This window comes from Rhizobium sp. AN80A (assembly GCF_030053015.1).
Lineage (GTDB): Bacteria > Pseudomonadota > Alphaproteobacteria > Rhizobiales > Rhizobiaceae > Rhizobium > Rhizobium metallidurans.
Genome location: NZ_JASJPX010000003.1, coordinates 2,139,383 through 2,156,642, shown reverse-complemented (window position 1 = coordinate 2,156,642; position 17,260 = coordinate 2,139,383). Strand labels below are relative to the sequence as shown.

The 17,260-nt window shown below is 62.0% G+C and carries 18 protein-coding genes, 1 tRNA gene and 1 pseudogene; 15 read left to right on the top strand and 5 right to left on the bottom strand.

Features of this window, described 5'->3' with window-relative positions; translation table 11 throughout:
* Positions 1 to 16 precede the first annotated feature (16 nt).
* Both P3R82_RS22255 and P3R82_RS22250 read left to right on the top strand, forming a co-directional pair.
* Positions 17 to 460, top strand: coding sequence for a phasin (locus P3R82_RS22255; RefSeq protein WP_283195373.1), 444 nt, complete (start codon positions 17 to 19; stop codon positions 458 to 460).
* 127 nt (positions 461 to 587) lie between these two features.
* Positions 588 to 664: transfer RNA gene (locus P3R82_RS22250), tRNA-His, on the top strand.
* 55 nt (positions 665 to 719) lie between these two features.
* Here the strand turns inward: P3R82_RS22250 and P3R82_RS22245 are convergent.
* Positions 720 to 1,601 (bottom strand): universal stress protein, encoded by an 882-nt coding sequence (locus P3R82_RS22245; RefSeq protein WP_283195372.1) that lies wholly within the window; start codon positions 1,599 to 1,601, stop codon positions 720 to 722.
* Positions 1,602 to 1,966: 365 nt separating this feature from the next.
* On the opposite strand from P3R82_RS22245, the gene P3R82_RS22240 reads away from it, so the two are divergent.
* The 4 genes from P3R82_RS22240 (at position 1,967) to P3R82_RS22225 (ending at position 3,626) form a co-directional block, all read left to right on the top strand.
* Positions 1,967 to 2,212 carry a helix-turn-helix transcriptional regulator gene (locus P3R82_RS22240; protein WP_183900308.1) on the top strand — a complete coding sequence of 82 codons (246 nt, stop codon included), beginning with the start codon at positions 1,967 to 1,969 and terminating at the stop codon, positions 2,210 to 2,212.
* 210 nt (positions 2,213 to 2,422) lie between these two features.
* Entirely contained in the window at positions 2,423 to 2,884 is a 462-nt protein-coding gene (locus P3R82_RS22235; protein ID WP_283195371.1) for a hypothetical protein, read from the top strand.
* A gap of 85 nt (positions 2,885 to 2,969) precedes the next feature.
* Complete coding sequence (locus tag P3R82_RS22230) at positions 2,970 to 3,425, top strand: DUF4174 domain-containing protein (RefSeq protein WP_283195370.1); 456 nt, start codon at positions 2,970 to 2,972, stop codon at positions 3,423 to 3,425.
* A 42-nt stretch (positions 3,426 to 3,467) separates the two neighbouring features.
* A complete protein-coding gene (locus tag P3R82_RS22225) occupies positions 3,468 to 3,626 on the top strand; it encodes a hypothetical protein (RefSeq protein ID WP_283195369.1) in 159 nt (52 codons plus the stop codon).
* Between the two features lie 53 nt (positions 3,627 to 3,679).
* Here the strand turns inward: P3R82_RS22225 and P3R82_RS22220 are convergent, their stop codons facing one another.
* Positions 3,680 to 4,561: a LysR family transcriptional regulator gene (locus tag P3R82_RS22220; protein WP_283195368.1), complete on the bottom strand. Its 882-nt coding sequence runs from the start codon at positions 4,559 to 4,561 to the stop codon at positions 3,680 to 3,682.
* Between the two features lie 120 nt (positions 4,562 to 4,681).
* Here P3R82_RS22220 and P3R82_RS22215 point away from each other — a divergent pair, with 120 nt between their 5' ends.
* From P3R82_RS22215 to P3R82_RS22175, 9 genes and pseudogenes are all read left to right on the top strand, one after another.
* Entirely contained in the window at positions 4,682 to 6,178 is a 1,497-nt protein-coding gene (locus P3R82_RS22215; RefSeq protein ID WP_283195367.1) for a CoA-acylating methylmalonate-semialdehyde dehydrogenase, read from the top strand.
* Positions 6,179 to 6,358: 180 nt separating this feature from the next.
* Entirely contained in the window at positions 6,359 to 6,841 is a 483-nt protein-coding gene (gene rirA, locus P3R82_RS22210; protein WP_283195366.1) for an iron-responsive transcriptional regulator RirA, read from the top strand.
* 337 nt (positions 6,842 to 7,178) lie between these two features.
* A pseudogene (locus P3R82_RS22205) lies at positions 7,179 to 8,775 on the top strand (ABC transporter substrate-binding protein).
* 89 nt (positions 8,776 to 8,864) lie between these two features.
* Positions 8,865 to 9,869 (top strand): ABC transporter permease subunit, encoded by a 1,005-nt coding sequence (locus P3R82_RS22200; RefSeq protein WP_283195365.1) that lies wholly within the window; start codon positions 8,865 to 8,867, stop codon positions 9,867 to 9,869.
* Positions 9,870 to 9,878: 9 nt separating this feature from the next.
* Positions 9,879 to 10,766 (top strand): ABC transporter permease subunit, encoded by an 888-nt coding sequence (locus P3R82_RS22195; RefSeq protein ID WP_183900317.1) that lies wholly within the window; start codon positions 9,879 to 9,881, stop codon positions 10,764 to 10,766.
* A 1-nt stretch (position 10,767) separates the two neighbouring features.
* Complete coding sequence (locus P3R82_RS22190; RefSeq protein WP_283195364.1) at positions 10,768 to 11,616, top strand: ABC transporter ATP-binding protein; 849 nt, start codon at positions 10,768 to 10,770, stop codon at positions 11,614 to 11,616.
* Entirely contained in the window at positions 11,613 to 12,449 is an 837-nt protein-coding gene (locus P3R82_RS22185) for a dipeptide ABC transporter ATP-binding protein (protein ID WP_283195363.1), read from the top strand. Before P3R82_RS22190 ends, P3R82_RS22185 begins: the two co-directional genes overlap by 4 nt.
* Positions 12,450 to 12,501: 52 nt before the next feature.
* The gene (locus P3R82_RS22180; RefSeq protein WP_283195362.1) at positions 12,502 to 13,035 is read left to right on the top strand and encodes a gluconokinase; all 534 of its coding nucleotides are present in this window, start codon (positions 12,502 to 12,504) and stop codon (positions 13,033 to 13,035) included.
* 77 nt (positions 13,036 to 13,112) lie between these two features.
* A protein-coding gene (locus tag P3R82_RS22175; protein WP_283193551.1) for an IS630 family transposase occupies positions 13,113 to 14,070 on the top strand; the annotation gives its coding sequence in 2 pieces (ribosomal slippage) (positions 13,113 to 13,454 and positions 13,456 to 14,070; 957 coding nt in all).
* 12 nt (positions 14,071 to 14,082) lie between these two features.
* Here P3R82_RS22175 and P3R82_RS22170 read toward each other — a convergent pair.
* The 3 genes from P3R82_RS22170 to P3R82_RS22160 form a co-directional block, all read right to left on the bottom strand.
* The gene (locus tag P3R82_RS22170; RefSeq protein WP_283195361.1) at positions 14,083 to 15,303 is read right to left on the bottom strand and encodes a YeeE/YedE family protein; all 1,221 of its coding nucleotides are present in this window, start codon (positions 15,301 to 15,303) and stop codon (positions 14,083 to 14,085) included.
* A gap of 132 nt (positions 15,304 to 15,435) precedes the next feature.
* The gene (locus P3R82_RS22165; RefSeq protein WP_283195360.1) at positions 15,436 to 16,683 is read right to left on the bottom strand and encodes an FAD-binding oxidoreductase; all 1,248 of its coding nucleotides are present in this window, start codon (positions 16,681 to 16,683) and stop codon (positions 15,436 to 15,438) included.
* 76 nt (positions 16,684 to 16,759) lie between these two features.
* The gene (locus P3R82_RS22160) at positions 16,760 to 17,260 is read right to left on the bottom strand and encodes an isoprenylcysteine carboxylmethyltransferase family protein (RefSeq protein ID WP_283195359.1); all 501 of its coding nucleotides are present in this window, start codon (positions 17,258 to 17,260) and stop codon (positions 16,760 to 16,762) included.

Genomic DNA, 17,260 nt, shown 5'->3' with positions numbered 1-17,260 from the left:
CAAGGAGCAAGCACCAATGGCGAAAATGGAAGACGTATTTTCTATCTCCTCTTTTGACCCCGCGAAGTTCGCTGACTCGTTTCGCGATTTCGCCGAAAAGGGTTCGCAGCAGTCGCGCGAAGCCTATGCCAAGATGAAGGCCGCCGGCGAAGAAGCCGGCAAGACGCTTGAATCCACCGTCCAGACGGCCCAGGCCGGTGCCGCCGAGATCGGCCATCAGGCCATCGGCGCGCTGCGCACCAACGCTGAGAACTCGCTGAGCCACATGGACGCGCTTCTCTCGGTCAAGTCCGTCGCCGAATTCTTCGAGCTGCAGACCTCCTTCCTGCGCAAGCAGGCGGAACTGACGATCGAGCAGGCAAAGGCCATGCAGGAAACCTCCAAGAAGGTTGCCGAAAATGTTGCCAAGCCGTCGAAGGAAGCGGCCGAAAAGGTCATGGCCTCCTTCAAGGCCGCCTGATTTTTGTCACCGACAAACGAAAAGGCTGGACCCTTTGTCCGGCCTTTTTGTATATTAAGGACAGATAGGGCTTGAATTAAATTTCAAGTCCCCGTATGTGAGCCCCGTCGCGCCAAGCGACGTTTGTGCGGTTGTAGCTCAGTTGGTTAGAGCGCAGGTTTGTGGCACCTGAGGTCGGAGGTTCGAGACCCCCCAACCGTACCATTCCCCACCATGACAAGATTAGGAAGCCGGCCTGGGTCTCTGTCGAGACGTGGCCTCAATGCTTCATCATCACGGGCATGGTCGCGTGCGAAAGCACGTAGCGGGTGATCCGGCCGAAGAGCAGTTCCAGAACATAGCCGTGTCTGAAGGCACCGATGAGCAGGCAGGTGGCTTTCTCCGTCCGGGCGAAGTCGACGATCGCTTTGCCGATCGAACCGCCGCCCGAGGCTATAGCGACCACCTGTCCTTTCAGCGCAAGGCGCGCAAGCAGCGCTTCGGCGCTGACCTTGGCCTTGCCGTCTGTATCATCGACGCAGAGCACGGTGATCCGCGCGGCGGCCGACAGCCAGCGCCTGGCGGCGACCAGCGTGTCTTCGGCGTGTCCGTGCTGTCTCCAACCGATCACCACATGGCCGAAAAGATTGCCCTGGTAGTAATCTCGCGTGGGCGGCATCAGCACCAGCTTGTGCTGGCTGAACACAACGCTGCGAAAGGCGTCCTGCGCGTCGGCGTTCCCATGGCTCGATGTCACCACGAGCTCGCTTGCAACGCATTCGGTCGCGACGCAGCGGGCGACATCGCCGCGGCAATCGTCGAGAAAGACCGTGCGTCGTTGCGGGTCGCGCCGGCGCCAGGTCACGAATGCCTGGTTCACCTGCTCGAAACGCTGCCGGGACGAGCCCTCGGCGTGGTCGCGCAACTGTATCAGATCGATCTCCTCGGCGGAAAAGACCAGCGTCATCGGTTCCGATCCGATGTGGGCCGCGGCCATGCAGCCATGGATGGCATGCGCCGCGTCCTCGGCAAGGTCGAGGCAGAGCCGGGCGGTCATCGGGTCCGGCAGCAGCGCCAGAACCTCCGCGCCGCCATGCGATCGGCACAGCGGACTGTAACTTTCGAGATCCTGATCGGCTTCTTTTCGATCGCTTGTGAACATGGCCGTACGCGCTCCAAAGGGCGCTGCCGGGCAAACAATGACCGCATCGGGGCGGCCGCACCGCAGGCGCCAACGACGTGATTTTACGCCTGCGGATGACGCTCTGCAACAAACTCCGCAGCGAGAAAATCGCATGGTCCGGCGAAACGCCGCGTTCCCCAAATGGCGCCCGCAAACACCCGCCAATCCCCGCACGCACAGCGGACCGGCATTTTTTCGCGGCTGGCCCTTGTATAAAAGGCCTTGCTAATCAATATCATCGCGATGCTCGGAGCCCCCCGTGTCATATTGCGTTGCAAAATGTGATTGAGAATGCCATTTTCCCGCCGGGGGTTAATTCAGAGTGATTTTAGAAGGAGACTTATATGTCCATTTCGCTCAGCAATCTGGATAAATCCAACGCCCAGCCAATCCCTCCGGTCAACGCAGCCGCGGTTCTGAGAACGGCACGCGAGACCATTGGCTACAGCGTTGATGATCTCGCCGTGACGTGTGGTTTGCTCGTCGCGGAAATCGAGGAAGTCGAGAGCGGCGAAGATACGGATTCGGCCAAGATCAAGCGGATCGCCGCAGCCTTGCAGCTGCCGCTGACCTCGCTCGGCCTCGAATAATCCAGTTGTCTTGCGGGACTGGCGGCATGTCGCCGGTCCCGCCGACTTAACGGTTCCTTAACCGTGTTGCCCGAACCGCAGGGACGGGCCGATGCCAGAGGTAGTTTTACCTCTCCCCATATAGGATATATTGGCAACCTGAGGGCGAATGTTGAGCCGGGCGCTACATCGTGTTGAGCGGCAGCCGGACGATATCGTGGGGATGGCATCATGGAACGACGTGCATTTCGCATCGGCGATCGATTGGTCGATGGCGGGGAATTCCTGGAACGCGGCATGCTGCTCGCGTGCGCGGCTCTGGCCGTCGTGCTCCCCATTCTCGGCACCAGTCTTTCCGATACGACCGACGATATCCGCTTGCATGATGCCCGCCTGTTCGGCGCGGCTACCTATCTTCTGCTTTTGGCCTATACCGCCGGTTTCTTCGGCGTCTTCACGCGTTCCGTGCGCGAGCATATGCGCTTCATCGATCTCGGCGGCCTGATCATGACCGCCGTTGCCATCTCGCGCGCCGTCTACATGCTTGGCTGGGTTCCGCTTGCCGGTGCCGTGGATAACGGCGGCCTTGCGACGGCGCCGCTGGCCGGATTTCACCTGTCCTACGGCAGCGTGCCGCTCTTCGTTCTGCTGTTCGGCGGCACATGGCAGTTGCGCCGGTCCTGGCGGACCTGATCGCCCGACAATACCGATCCTTTCCCGCTGATCGTGGAACTCCGGCCATCGGCACACGTTTTCCTTGTCTGAGAGGAGCGCGTGCATGTTGGAACCCCCGTCTATTCTTCAGACAGAAGGCGCAGCGAAGGGCCGTGAGGACGGTCGCGACAGGCCCGTTATCGCGAGCCTTGGCCAATTCCGCTGGAACAGCCGCGTCGTCGTGATCTTTCCCGACAAGGACAATTCCCGAACCGCCCGGCAGGAAAACCAGCTGATGGCGGCCCGCCCGGGCCTGCAGGAGCGCGACGTGGTCGTCTTGAAGGTCAGTGGCGAGAGCGTGCGCCCGCTTCTCGGTGCCGCGGAGGATATGAAGGAGCAAGCGCTTGCCGGTGAACTGGCCCGGGATCTCGCCGCCCCGCCACCGGGAGAATTCATGGCCTTCCTTGTCGGCAAGGATGGGACGGTGAAGCTCACGATTGGCCAGCCGATCACGGCCGCCGAGCTTTTCGCCATCATCGATGCCATGCCGATGCGCGCGGGCGAAACCGCTCGAAACTAGCGCCGGCCACCCTGACCCACACATGCATGAAAGGAGCGGATCATGTCCGTGCCAAACGAACCCTTGCCCGGCACGCCGCCGATGCCGGGACCCGATTGGGCGCCGCACCCCCCGATCCACGAACCGGAGCCCGACGCCCTACCCGACGAGCTGCCCAACCCCAATCCGGATGAAAACGACGAGCCCGCGAAGCACGCGTGAGCCTGGCAACGCCCCGCGAAAGCAGGCCGGGAGCAAGGCGTGCGGGGCGCAAGCTACAGGAACATCCGCCGGTCGTCCGACACCAGCTCCTGCAGGAAGTCGACCACGGTGCGCACGCGCAGGAGATCGCGTGCGCTTTCGTGATACGTCGTCCAGTAGGCGCGCTCGATCGAGACATCCGGCAGGATGCGGATCAACTCGGGATATTGCCGGGCGATGTAATCGTGCAGGATGCCGATGCCGGCACCGGAGCGAACGGCCTCCGTCTGGCCGGTCGCGGTCGAAATCTCGAAGCCGGCATCCCAGCTGCGCATCACCGCCGACGAGAAGTTCAGCGATGCGGTGAAAACCAGATCCTCGACATAGCCGATGCGGGGGTGTTCCTTGAGCGCCTCGACATCATCGGGGGCGCCGTTCGCTTGAAGATAGTCCCTCGAGGCGTAGAGCCCGAGCGTGTAGTCCGTCAGCTTCGCGGAGACGAGCCGGCCCTGTTCCGGCCGCTCGAGCGTGATCGCGATATCGGCCTCGCGCTGCGACAGCGAGAAGGAGCGGGGAACCGGCACCAGCTGTATCCGCAGTTCCGGATGCCGCTTGATCAGCCGGCCCAGCCGCGGCGCCAGAAACGCGACGCCAAAGCCGTCGGGCGCGCCGATCCTCACCGTGCCGGCGATGCTGCTGTCGAGATGGCCGAGGCTTGCCTGCGCGCGCAGCATCTCGGTCTCCATCCGCTCGGCGGCATGGAGAAACGTCTCGCCCTCGGCCGTAAGCTCGCAGCCATTGGTGCGCCGAACGAGCAGCCGCGTCTTCAGCCGCTCCTCCAGCGTCGTCACCCGCCGGCTCAGCGTGGCGTGGTTGACGCCGAGTCGCTTGGAGGCGGAGAGGATTTGCCCGGTTCGCGCCACGGCCAGGAACATTCGCACATCATCCCAGTCCAAATCGGCCTCCGGCTTTAATTTTTGCACAGCGGTTGCTTAAACCTGTTCATTGATCTGTGCAAATTGAAGTGCGATGCTGGTTCATCAAACAAAGACTGTGAAACCAGAGGAGGCACACCCATGCATGAGATTGGTCATTTCATCGGCGGCAGGCACGTCGTCGGCTCGAGCGGCCGTTCGAGCAACGTCTACAACCCGGCAACGGGCGAAGTTCAGGCGACGGTCGCGCTCGCCAGCATCGAAGAGATGCGCGCCGCCGTCGAAAACGCCAAGGCCGCGCAGCCGAAGTGGGCGGCCACCAACCCGCAGCGCCGCGCGCGCGTCTTCTTCAAGTTCGTCGAGCTCTTGAACAAGCATATGGACGAACTGGCCGTCATGCTCTCCAGGGAGCACGGCAAGACGATCGAAGATTCCAAGGGTGACATCGTTCGCGGTCTCGAAGTCTGCGAATTCGTCTGCGGCATTCCGCACTTGCAGAAGGGCGAGTTCACCGAGGGCGCCGGTCCGGCGATCGACATGTACTCGATGCGCCAGGCCGTCGGCGTCGGCGCCGGCATCACCCCGTTCAACTTCCCGGCCATGATCCCGATGTGGATGTTCGCGCCCGCCATCGCCTGCGGCAACGCCTTCATCCTGAAGCCCTCCGAGCGCGATCCGTCCGTGCCGATGCGTCTGGCTGAACTGATGATCGAGGCCGGCCTGCCGGCGGGCATCCTCAACGTCGTCAATGGCGACAAGACCGCCGTCGACGCGATCCTCACGGACCCGGATATCGGCGCCGTTTCCTTCGTCGGCTCGACGCCGATCGCCCGCTATGTCTACGGCACGGCGGCGATGAACGGCAAGCGCGCGCAGTGCTTCGGCGGCGCCAAGAACCACATGATCATCATGCCCGACGCCGACATGGATCAGGCCGTCAACGCGCTGATGGGCGCTGGCTACGGTTCGGCCGGCGAGCGCTGCATGGCGATCTCCGTCGCCGTCCCGGTCGGTGAGGAAACCGCAAACCGCCTGGTCGAGAAGCTGACGCCGAAGATCGAGGCGCTGCGCATCGGTCCTTACACAGACGACAAGGCCGACCTCGGTCCGCTCGTCACCAAGGAAGCACAGGCCCGTGTCTCCGGTCTGATCGACAAGGGCGTCGAAGAGGGCGCCAAGCTCGTCGTCGATGGTCGCGGCTTCAAGCTGCAGGGCTATGAGGACGGCTACTTCGTCGGCGGCACCCTGTTCGACAACGTCACGCCGGACATGGACATCTACAAGACCGAAATCTTCGGGCCGGTCCTCTCCGTCGTTCGCGCCAAGAACTACGAGGAAGCCCTCGAGCTGCCGATGAAGCACGAATACGGCAACGGCGTCGCGATCTACACCCGTGACGGCGATGCTGCCCGCGACTTCGCCTCCCGCATCAATATCGGCATGATCGGCATCAACGTTCCGATCCCGGTTCCGCTTGCCTACCACTCGTTTGGCGGCTGGAAGGCTTCGAGCTTCGGCGACCTCAACCAGCACGGCACGGACTCGATCAAGTTCTGGACGAAGACCAAGACGATTACCGCCCGCTGGCCATCCGGCATCAAGGACGGCGCCGAGTTCGTCATGCCGACGATGAAGTAAGTGTTTGTAAAGATTACGTTTTGGAAGCGGGCTCCGTAAGGGGCCCGTTTTCGTTCAGGACCTGGCGGTGCCCGCCTTTATAACGTGATTCATTTTTTCATCTTTTTCTATTTTGGAATTGTTCAAAACTATCAAAGGCACTATATACAGCGTCTGACACGAACGAATCTGGAGATCGGCATGCGTTTGACCAAGCAGACCAACTATGCTGTTCGCATGTTGATGTACTGCGCTGCCAATGAAGGCAGTCTCAGCCGGATTCCGGAAATTGCCAAGGCATACGGCGTTTCCGAGCTCTTTCTGTTCAAGATCCTTCAGCCGCTGAACAAGGCCGGCCTCGTAGAAACCGTGCGCGGCCGCAACGGTGGCGTGCGCCTGGGCAAGCCTGCGGACAAGATCAGCCTTTTCGATGTCGTGCGCGTCACCGAAGACAGCTTCGCCATGGCGGAGTGCTTTGAAGACGATGGCGACGTCGATTGCCCGCTGGTCGATAGCTGCGGCCTGAACTCGGCGCTTCGCAAGGCGCTCAACGCCTTCTTCGACGTGCTGACGCAATACTCGATCGACGATCTGGTCAAGGCGCGTCCGCAGATCAACTTCCTGCTCGGCCTTGACGGCGATCATCATCACGGCAAGCCGCGGGCCGTCGCGCCGGCTGCCTGAAGTAGCAATCGTGAATATAGCGCAACCGCGGTCATCGAGCATGGCCGCGGTTGTTTTGTTTTCAAAAATAGCTCGAAAGCGCTCGTTGAGCGTGTCGTAATATGTCGTCTCCGACGCGAAATTATACCAAATGCGACGAAAACAAGGGTTATCCAGCGCGAATATTTCTAAATGCGGCCTATTTTCGGCGGAAAATTACTAAAGTTGTCCGACTGGAAAAATTTTCCACCGGGGTCGTTGATTTCAGCAAATAAATATCGTTCCATCGGCGCTCGATCCGGAGGAGCGCTCTGGGATCAGAAAAACGTATAAAAGAACAAACCTGGGAAACGAAATCATGAAAAAGATCTCTGTCCTTCTGGCAGCGACTGTTTTGGCCTCTGCCATGGCGTCGGCCGCTTGGTCCAAGACGCTGGTGTATTGCTCGGAAGGATCGCCGGAAGGCTTCGATCCCTCGATCTACACGGCAGGCACCACTTTCGACGCCTCGTCGCGTACCGTCTACAGCCGCCTGGTCGAGTTCCAGAAAGGCAAGACCGAAATCGAGCCGGGCCTCGCCGAGAGCTGGACCGTTTCCGATGACGGCCTGACCTATACCTTCAAGCTGCGTCCGGGCGTCAAGTTCCAGACCACCGAGTTCTTCACGCCGACCCGCGATCTGACCGCCGAGGACGTCGTATTTTCGTTCGAGCGCCAGCTGAAGGCAGATCACCCCTGGGCCAAGTACGTCGCCGGCGTTTCCTACGAATACGCGGCCGGCATGGGCTTCCCCGAGCTGATCAAGTCGGTCGAGAAGGTCGATGACCTCACCGTCAAGTTCACGCTGAACCGTCCGGAAGCACCGTTCCTCGCCGACCTCGCGATGGACTTCGCCTCGGTCGTTTCCAAGGAATACGCCGACAAGCTGCAGGCCGATGGCAAGATGGAGCAGATGAACCAGATGCCGCTCGGCACCGGTCCGTTCACTTTCGTCGCCTACCAGCCGGATGCCGTCATCCGCTACAAGGCCAACGAAACCTACTTCAAGGGCAAGGAAAAGATCGACGATCTCGTTTTCGCGATCACCCGTGACGCTTCGGTTCGCGCTCAGAAGCTGAAGGCCGGCGAATGCCAGATCATGCCTTACCCGAACGCCGCCGACATCAAGGACCTCAAGGCCGATTCTGAACCTCAAGGTTCTGGAACAGCCGGGCCTGAACGTTTCCTACCTCGCCTACAACACGCAGCAGGCACCGTTCGACAAGCCTGAGGTCCGCAAGGCGCTCAACATGGCGATCAACAAGCAGGCGATCGTCGATGCCGTCTTCCAGGGCGCCGGCCAGGTTGCCAAGAACCCGATCCCGCCGACGATGTGGTCCTACAACGACGCCATCAAGGACGACGCCTACAACCCCGACGAAGCCAAGAAGGCTCTCGAAGCGGCTGGCGTCAAGGATCTTTCGATGAAGATCTGGGCCATGCCGGTTTCGCGTCCGTACATGCTGAACGCACGTCGCGCCGCCGAGCTGATGCAGGCTGACCTCGCAAAGGTCGGCGTCAAGGTCGAGATCGTCAGCTACGAATGGGCCGAATACCTGAAGCTCTCCAAGGACGTTAAGCGCGACGGCGCCGCCATCCTCGGCTGGACCGGTGACAATGGTGATCCGGACAACTTCCTCGACACGCTGCTCGGCTGCGAAGCCGTCGGCGGCAACAACCGCGCTCAGTGGTGCAACAAGGACTTCGACGCCCTCGTGAAGAAGGCCAAGACGACCGCCGACGTTGCCGAGCGCACCAAGCTCTACGAAGAAGCTCAGGTCATCTTCAAGAAAGAAGCGCCCTGGGCAACGATCGATCACTCGACGGAATTCGTTCCGATGAGCGCCAAGGTTTCCGGCTATGTGCAGGATCCGGTCGGTGTTCACCGCTTCGATGGCGTTGATATCGCCGAATAACCAAAACTATGCAAAGATGCCCGACAAGATCGGGCTTGGCCGGCGGTCAGGTTTGATACCTGACCGCCGGACTAATATGGACATGTGATATGTTTCGTTTTTTCATCGGGCGCCTAGCGGTCCTGATTCCCACCTTCCTCGGTGTTTCCATCATCGCCTTCTCGTTCATCCGCCTGTTGCCGGGAGATCCCGTCATGCTGATGTCGGGCGAGCGCGTCATGGCGCCGGAGCGCTATACCCAGATCATGAGCGACCTTGGCCTCGACCGGCCGCTCTACGTCCAGTACATCGATTACCTCGGTAATCTCGTGCAGGGCGATTTCGGCTCGTCCATCGTCACCAAGCGTCCGGTCCTGCAGGAATTCATTTCGCTGTTTCCGGCCACGATGGAGCTGGCGCTCTGCGCCATCCTGTTCGCCATCATCCTCGGCATCCCGGCCGGCATCTTCGCCGCCGTGAAGAGGGGGACATGGTTCGACCAGGGTGTCATGGGCGTGGCGCTTGTCGGCTATTCGATGCCGATCTTCTGGTGGGGCCTGCTCCTCATCGTTCTCTTCTCGAATACGCTGCAGTGGACGCCCGTCTCCGGCCGTATCTCGTTGATGTACTTCTTCAAGCCGGTCACCGGCTTCATGCTGATCGACAGTCTGCTGTCCGGTCAGGCCGGCGCCTTCAAGTCGGCCTTCCGGTCGCTGATCCTGCCGACCATCGTTCTCGGCACCATCCCGCTCGCCGTCATCGCCCGCCAGACCCGCTCGGCCATGCTCGAGGTTCTCGGCGAGGATTACGTTCGCACCGCCCGCTCCAAGGGCCTCGCGCCTCTTCGGGTTGTCGGCGTGCATGCGCTGCGCAACGCCATGATCCCTGTTGTCACCTCGATCGGCCTGCAGGTCGGCGTTCTGCTTGGCGGCGCCATCCTGACGGAAACCATCTTCTCCTGGCCGGGTATCGGCAAATGGATGGTCGATGCGGTCTTCAAGCGCGATTACGCCGTGGTCCAGGGCGGTCTGCTGCTGATCGCTGCCATCATCATGCTCGTCAATCTGATCGTCGATCTCATGTACGGTCTCATCAACCCACGCATCAGACACTAGGAGCGGCTCATGAGCACGACAAACACCACGTCTGCCCAGCCCTCCGGCCTTTCGGAGTTCTGGTACTACTTCTCCCGCAACAAGGGCGCGGTCATCGGCCTCGTCATCTTCGTCTTCGTGCTGCTCCTGGCCATCTTCGCGCCGTGGGTCGCACCACATGATCCGAACGTGCCTTCGGGCATGCAGCGCGTGCCGCCGGCTTGGGCGGAAGGCGGCAACAGCCAGTTCCTGCTCGGCACCGATGCGGTTGGTCGCGACATGCTCTCGCGTCTGATCTTCGGCACCCGCTTCTCGCTGTTCATCGGCCTCGTCGTCGCCTCGCTGTCGGCCGTCGCCGGCGTCCTGCTCGGCCTCATCGCCGGTTACTTCCGTGGCCGCACCGATACGGTCATCATGCGCGTCATGGATATCATCCTGGCATTCCCGTCGCTGCTGCTCGCTCTCGTGCTGGTCGCCGTTCTCGGCCCCGGCCTGTTGAACGCCATGATCGCGATCTCGATCGTCAACCAGCCCCACTTCGTCCGCCTTACCCGCGCCGCCGTCATCAGCGAGCGCGAGAAGGAATATGTCGTGGCATCGCGCGTTGCCGGGGCCGGCACGCTGCGTCTGATGTTCAAGACCATCCTGCCGAACTGCGTGGCACCCCTGATCGTCCAGGCAACGCTCGCCTTTTCGGCGGCTATCCTCGACGCGGCGGCCCTCGGCTTCCTCGGCATGGGCGCCCAGCCGCCGACAGCCGAGTGGGGCACGATGCTCGCCGACGCCCGCGAGTTCTTCCAGAGCTCGCCGTCGCTCGTCACTTTCCCGGGCCTGTGCATCCTCATCACCGTTCTTGCCATCAACCTGATGGGCGACGGTCTGCGCGATGCGCTCGATCCCAAACTGAAGAGGTCCTGATATGGCACTTCTCGAAATCGAAAATCTCGTCGTCGAGTTCCAGACCTCGACCGGCACCTTCCGCGCCGTCGATGGCGTGTCGATGAAGGTCTCGGCCGGCGAAGTCCTGGCCATCGTCGGCGAATCCGGCTCCGGCAAGTCCGTCTCCATGCTGGCGGCCATGGGGCTTCTGCCCTGGACCGCCAAGGTCACGGCCGACAAGCTGGTCTTCGACGGCCGCAACCTGCTCGGCATGTCCGGAACCGAGCGCCGCAAGATCATCGGCAAGGACATGTCGATGATCTTCCAGGAACCGATCGCCAGCCTCAACCCGTGCTTCACGGTCGGCTTCCAGATCGAGGAAGTGCTGCGCATTCACCTCGGCCTCGGCAAGGCGGAACGCCGCAAGCGCGCCATCGAGCTCTTCGAGGCCGTCGGAATTCCGAACCCGGCCGAGCGCCTCGGCCATTTCCCGCACCAGATGTCGGGCGGCCAGTGCCAGCGCGTGATGATCGCCATCGCGATCGCCTGCAACCCGAAGCTCCTGATCGCCGACGAGCCGACCACAGCACTCGACGTCACGATCCAGAAGCAGATCCTCGATCTGCTGATGCGCCTGCAGACGGAACACGGCATGGGCCTCATCATGATCACCCACAACATGGGTGTCGTCGCCGAGACCGCCGATCGTGTGATCGTGCAGTACAAGGGTCGCAAGATGGAAGAGGCCGACGTGCTGTCGCTGTTCGAAGCACCGAAGAGCGATTACACCCGTGCGCTTTTGGCGGCTCTGCCCGACAACGCCACCGGCGACCGCCTGCCGACCATCGGCGAGATTTTCAAACAGACGAGTGAGGGAGCGGCCCAATGACGCCAGTCCTCGAAGGCAAGAACATCGTCCGCAACTACTTTCTGCCGGGCGGCCTGTTCAAGAAGGAAAAGACCGTCCACGCCGTCAAGGGCGTGAACTTCAAGGTCGATGAGGGCAAGACGCTCGCCATCGTCGGTGAGAGCGGCTGCGGCAAGTCCACACTCGCCCGCATCATCACCATGATCGATCCGGCAAGCGGCGGCGAACTGTTCATCGACGGCAAGAAGGTGGATATCGCCGCCGGCGATCTGACGCCCGAGATGCGCCGCAAGGTGCAGATCGTCTTCCAGAACCCCTATGGTTCGCTGAACCCGCGCAAGAAGATCGGCGACATCCTGATGGAGCCGCTGATCATCAACACCAACACGCCCGCCGCCGAACGCCGCGAACTGGCGATGTCGATGCTGAAGAAGGTCGGCCTGCAGGAGGTCCACTTCAACCGCTATCCGCACATGTTCTCCGGCGGTCAGCGCCAGCGTATCGCGATTGCCCGCGCGCTGATGCTGAAGCCGCGGCTTCTGGTCTTGGACGAGCCGGTCTCGGCGCTCGACCTTTCGGTCCAGGCACAGGTGCTGAACCTGCTCGCCGACCTGCAGGACGAGCTGAACCTGACCTACGTCTTCATCAGCCACGACCTCTCGGTCGTCCGCTACATGGCCGATGACGTCATGGTCATGTATTACGGCGAGGCCGTCGAATACGGATCGCGCGACCAGGTTTTCAACGACCCGCAGCACAGCTATACCAAGACATTGTTCGCGGCGACGCCGCGCGCCGACGTCGACACCATCAGGGCACGTCTCGCCCGCAAGAATGCGGCCATCGCGTCGTAAGCTTGGGTCTCCCGACACGGCGGATCATGCCGAGGTGAGGAGAGATTCCGGAATGTCAGGACAAAACACGCGCCCCCATGCCATCATCGTCATGGGGGTCAGCGGCTCCGGCAAGTCGTCCGTGGGCGAGGCGATGGCGGAAGCGCTCGCCGTCGAATTCACCGAAGGCGATGCGCTGCATCCGGCGTCCAATGTGGAGAAGATGTCGAAGGGCATCCCGCTCACCGACGATGACCGCATGCCCTGGCTCGATATCATCGGCAAGACCATGAAGGCGGCGCTCGACCGCGGCGAGGGCATCGTCCTGTCCTGTTCGGCGCTGAGGAAGAGCTACCGCGACCGCCTGCGCGCCGCCGTCGACGGCAACCTGTTCTTCGTCTACCTGCACGGCTCCAGGGAGCTTTTGACCGAGCGCATGGGCGCCCGAAAGGGCCACTTCATGCCGCTCTCCCTGCTCGAAAACCAGCTGGCGACGCTGGAAGTCCCGACCGGAGAACCCGGCGTGGTCACCGTCGATATCGATGGGACGATCGACGAGATCGCGAAGACGGCGCTCCGCGATCTCAAGGCTTTGGTGATTTCCTAGAGCGTCGGGCAGTTTCTTTGAATCTGACGATTCCCCTGGCTTCGATTTTATGATTCAACATGGCAGGAGGACTTGCCATGTCTCGCGCCTATTCTTCGGACCTTCGCCAACGGATTGTTGATGCGATCACGCAAGGCCAAACGCGTCGGGCAGCCGCTGCTGCTTTCAAAGTCTCGCCCGCCACGGCTGTTCGGCTTAAGCAGCGGGCGGATCGAACGGGCTCGGTCGAGCCCTCCCGGCGCGGTCGGCCCAGCGGCAGCGGCAAATTGGGCCCGGTCCGGGATGCCATTATCGCCAAGGTAGAGGCGCAACCGGATATAACCATGCCCGACCTGGCGACTTGGCTGGTAGAGCATCATGGTGTGAAAGCTGATCCTTCGAACCTGTCGAAGCTTCTTTGCCGGGCGGGCTTCAGCTTTAAAAAAAACACTGCTGGCATCGGAACGCGCACGCGCCGATGTGCGCCGGGAGCGCGATGAGTGGCGCAAACGTCGCCAACCCGCTATGCAACAGAGCCCCGGACGTCTCGTCTTCGTAGATGAGACTTCGGTCAAGACCAACATGACACCACTGCGTGGCCGTAGCATCAAGGGCAAGCGCCTTCAGGCGGATGCGCCTTTCGGCAAATGGCACACCCAAACCTTTGTCGCCGGTCTGCGCTGCGATGGCATCACGGCACCCTTTGTCGTCGATGGGGCCATGGATGGAGCCAAGTTCGACACCTATGTGCGAACTCAACTCGCACCGACGCTTGAACCAGGCGACGTGGTGATCTGGGATAACCTCAACGTCCACAAGAGCCCCCGAGCAGCGGCGGCCATCGCTGAGCGGAAGGCATGGATACTCTTCCTGCCGCGATATTCGCCAGACAACAATCCGATTGAAATGGCCTTTTCGAAGCTCAAGGCACTCTTGCGAAAAATGAAAGCAAGGACTTATGACGATCTCTGGAAAGCCGTCGGAAAGGTTTGCGACCTATTCACGCCGCAAGAGTGCTGGAACTATTTCCGCCAGGCCGGATGCGTTGCACATTAATCGCCCGAGGCTCTAGCCGTCGTTCCTGAGCAGGATCTTCTTCTCGAAGAAGAAGTAGGGCCGCAGGCGGACGCCGATGATGTTGCCCGCGAAGGCCGCCACTGCCCAGAGATAGCCATGCAGGCTGCCCGACGCGATGCCGGAGAAATAGGCGCCGACGTTGCAGCCATAGGCGATGCGCGCGCCGTATCCGAGCAGCAGCCCGCCGATGACGGCGGCCAGCAGCGAGCGCAGCGGGATATCCCAGCTCGGCGCGAAGCGACCGGCCAGCGATGAAGCGAGCATGGCGCCGGCGATGATGCCGAAATTCATCACCGAGGTGATGTCGGCGAATACGCTGTCGGAGAGCGCCTTGGCGTTGGCGGGCGTCTGCCAGTATGACCAGGCGGTCGGATCGATGCCGATAAGCTGCGCGCCCTTGGCGCCCCACAGCGCAAATGCCGAGGTGACACCCCAGGGACGTCCGGCGATCGACAGCGTCGCGAAGTTGAGCAGCGCCAATGCGACGGCGCCGAGCACCAGCGGCCAGGGGCCGCGCAGGAAGCGGGAAATGCCTCGGCGTGGCGAGGGGGCGGCCACTTCCAGCGATCCATGCCAGCGCTTCTCGACCAATATAGTCAGGCCGGCAATGGCGGCGAAGATGAGCAGCGAAACCGCGATGCCGCCCGCGGCGCCGAAGCTCGTCACCAGCGATGTCGGCGGCAGCGATGGCAGGCTCACCCACCAGTCGAAGTTGACGGTGCCGAGCAGCGATCCGACGACGAAGAAGAACAGCGTCACCAGCATGCGTGCATTGCCGCCGCCCGCCGTGAACAGCGTGCCGGAAGCGCAACCGCCACCGAGCTGCATGCCGATACCGAACATGAAGGCGCCGACGATGACACCGATGCCTGCCGGCGCTACCGAGCCCCGCACCTCATTGCCGAACAGCGTACCGCTGGCGAGAAATGGGAAGAACAAAACGACGGCGATGGCAAGCAGGATCATCTGCACGCGTAATCCGCGCCCGCGTCCATCCATGATGAAGACGCGCCAGGCGGAGGTGAAGCCGAAGGCGGCGTGATAAAGCGCGATACCGAGCGCGCCGCCGACGAGAAACAGCGCACCCTGCGCCGGGCCGTAATAATAGCCGAGCAGCAGCGTCCCGAGAACGAGAACGAGCGGGGAGCCGAGGCCCGGCGTGCCGAGCGAGGGCTCGCGGGTTTCGAGAACGGAGGTGGAGGCAATGGACATGAGAAATTTCCTAACGTTTCCCGCTCGTTTTAAGGATTATCCCGCCAGTCGTGTAGGAATCACGTTGCGTCATCCGCCGCCGGGGCGGATTCCTGTCCTCTCCGTGGGCTAAAATGCGAAAAGCAATGATCTCTACGGATTAAACCGCTGCGGCGAATAGGCGGAGATATCGACGAACGGCCTTTCGCCCGTCATCTGCTCCGCCAGCGCCCTGCCGGTCACCGGCCCGAGCGTCAGCCCGTGATGGGCGTGGCCGAAGGCGAACCACAGGCCCTCGTGGCGCGGCGCCTTGCCAATAACCGGCTTCATGTCGGGCGTGCAGGGGCGGGCGCCCATCCAGGGTTCCGGGTCGAGCCGCTCGCCGAGCGGAAACACGCCGCGCGCCACCGTTTCGGCGCGGTCGAGCTGCACCGGCGTCTTTGGCGCATCGATCGCCGCGAACTCCGCGCCCGTCGTCAGGCGGATGCCGTTTTCCATGGGCGCCATCAGATAGCCGAGCTCCGTGTCGGCCACGGTGTTGTTGAGCACGGCGTTGCCCTTCGCCGAATAATGCATGTGATAGCCGCGCTTGACCCCGAGCGGGAAGGCGTAGCCAAGCCTCTTCGTCGCGACCGCCGCCCATGGTCCGAGCGCCATCACCGCCTCGTCGGCCTCCACGGGACCCTCGACGGTCGCGATCTTCCAGCCGGCGCCGAACTTGCCGAAGGAGTTCGCATCCCCGGTGATAAAGCGACCGCCGATGCTTTCGAAATAGCGCAGATAGCTTGCCGTCAGTGCCTGCGGATTGATGACCGACCACGGGTCGCGCCACTTCAACGCGCCGACGAAGCCGAGATTGAGATCCGGCTCCAGCCGCGCCAGATCGCCGGTATCCAGCTTGTCGAAGCCGACGCCGAATTCCCGCTGCAGCCGTTCGGCCTCGGCGAATTCCGCGTCGCGCTTCTCACCGGTGCGAAACACCTCGATCCAGCCGTTCTTGCGGATCAGATGCTCGGCGCCCGCCGCCTCGATCAGGTCGTTATGTTCGGAGATCGAATGCGCGATCAGCGGCGCATAGGCCTTGGAGATCATCTGATGACGCTTGGTGTTCGAATGCCACCAGTAGCGCGCCAGAAACGACAGCTGGCCCGGCAGCGCCTTCAGGTGGTAATGCGCGTCGATACGGTTGTTGAAGGCGTAGCGGACGAGAAGGCCGAGCTGCTGCGGAAAGCCGTAGGGCACCACGCCCTCGCGCTGGATCAATCCGGCATTGCCGAAGGATGTGCCGTTGCCCGGCGGCTTGCGATCGATCAATGTCACCTGCCGTCCGCGCCGCTGCAGATGAATGGCCGTCGATACGCCGACGATGCCGGCTCCAAGCACGATTACGTTCTTCGTCATTTTCCCACGAAACCCACGATATTATCGCGATCAAAAATGCCCCTCCGCCAAGCCGCGTGCAAATGAAAAATCGCATTCATTTCAAAAACATTGCCGTCTTCAGGGCACGGTTCTCCACCGAGATGCGAAGCCACAGCATCAGCCCGTTCAAGACGGAGAAAATGGCGGCGAAGAGCGGCATCCCGAACGCAAGCGGCAGCACCGCGATCTCGCCGATCACGACCGCGTAGTTCGGGTGCGGGAACAGCCGATACGGTCCCTTGCGCACCAGCGGCGCCCCCGGCAGCACGATGATCCGCGTCGTCCACCGCCCCTTGAGCGTGGCCAGAACCCAGAGCCGGCCAAGCTGCAGCAGGACGAAGAGCATGAACCATATCGGCTGGACCGGATGGCCGGGCGCCAAGAACCAGAGCCCGGCAAGCCAGCTCGCATGCAGTGCCACCATGACCGGATAGTGGTCGGCGCCGATCTCGCGGGCACCGCGCGCCATGAGCGCGCGAGTATTGCGCCGCGCGATGATGAGCTCCGCCAGCCGTTGCAGCGTCACGAAGCCGAGGATGAGGATCGAGGGCCACAT

Excerpts from the sequence above, each read along its gene's own strand:
- P3R82_RS22245 (WP_283195372.1), bottom strand. The coding sequence starts at position 1,601 with ATGTTCACAAGCGATCGAAAAGAAGCCGATCAGGATCTCGAAAGTTAC.
- P3R82_RS22215 (WP_283195367.1), top strand. The coding sequence starts at position 4,682 with ATGCATGAGATTGGTCATTTCATCGGCGGCAGGCACGTCGTCGGCTCG.
- P3R82_RS22225 (WP_283195369.1), top strand. The coding sequence starts at position 3,468 with ATGTCCGTGCCAAACGAACCCTTGCCCGGCACGCCGCCGATGCCGGGA.
- P3R82_RS22235 (WP_283195371.1), top strand. The coding sequence starts at position 2,423 with ATGGAACGACGTGCATTTCGCATCGGCGATCGATTGGTCGATGGCGGG.
- P3R82_RS22195 (WP_183900317.1), top strand. The coding sequence starts at position 9,879 with ATGAGCACGACAAACACCACGTCTGCCCAGCCCTCCGGCCTTTCGGAG.
- P3R82_RS22190 (WP_283195364.1), top strand. The coding sequence starts at position 10,768 with ATGGCACTTCTCGAAATCGAAAATCTCGTCGTCGAGTTCCAGACCTCG.
- rirA (WP_283195366.1), top strand. The coding sequence starts at position 6,359 with ATGCGTTTGACCAAGCAGACCAACTATGCTGTTCGCATGTTGATGTAC.
- P3R82_RS22240 (WP_183900308.1), top strand. The coding sequence starts at position 1,967 with ATGTCCATTTCGCTCAGCAATCTGGATAAATCCAACGCCCAGCCAATC.
- P3R82_RS22185 (WP_283195363.1), top strand. The coding sequence starts at position 11,613 with ATGACGCCAGTCCTCGAAGGCAAGAACATCGTCCGCAACTACTTTCTG.
- P3R82_RS22170 (WP_283195361.1), bottom strand. The coding sequence starts at position 15,303 with ATGTCCATTGCCTCCACCTCCGTTCTCGAAACCCGCGAGCCCTCGCTC.
- P3R82_RS22165 (WP_283195360.1), bottom strand. The coding sequence starts at position 16,683 with ATGACGAAGAACGTAATCGTGCTTGGAGCCGGCATCGTCGGCGTATCG.
- P3R82_RS22180 (WP_283195362.1), top strand. The coding sequence starts at position 12,502 with ATGTCAGGACAAAACACGCGCCCCCATGCCATCATCGTCATGGGGGTC.
- P3R82_RS22255 (WP_283195373.1), top strand. The coding sequence starts at position 17 with ATGGCGAAAATGGAAGACGTATTTTCTATCTCCTCTTTTGACCCCGCG.
- P3R82_RS22160 (WP_283195359.1), bottom strand. The coding sequence starts at position 17,260 with ATGTGGCCCTCGATCCTCATCCTCGGCTTCGTGACGCTGCAACGGCTG.
- P3R82_RS22230 (WP_283195370.1), top strand. The coding sequence starts at position 2,970 with ATGTTGGAACCCCCGTCTATTCTTCAGACAGAAGGCGCAGCGAAGGGC.
- P3R82_RS22200 (WP_283195365.1), top strand. The coding sequence starts at position 8,865 with ATGTTTCGTTTTTTCATCGGGCGCCTAGCGGTCCTGATTCCCACCTTC.